This is a genomic window from Rothia sp. (in: high G+C Gram-positive bacteria), from assembly GCF_030540545.1.
Lineage (GTDB): Bacteria > Actinomycetota > Actinomycetes > Actinomycetales > Micrococcaceae > Rothia.
Window position 1 is genome coordinate 1 of sequence record NZ_JAUNVZ010000034.1, and the last position, 218, is coordinate 218.

Below are 218 nucleotides of genomic sequence, written 5' to 3' on the forward strand. Positions count from 1 at the left end.
TGCCCCTTTGAAAGCGTGAGCGTGTAAAAAGGCTCTTTATGTGAATAAAGCGTTAGAAAATCTGCTTTATTCGCATAAAGAGCCTTTATTAGCGGGGAGGGGAAGCCACTACAGTGCCGCCTGCAAACCCTCCAGGTGGTCATGCTTCGCCAGCTCGTACCGCAGGTGCCCCTCGGTTGGCGACTGCACCGGCAGGAACGTGACCTCACGCACTCGGC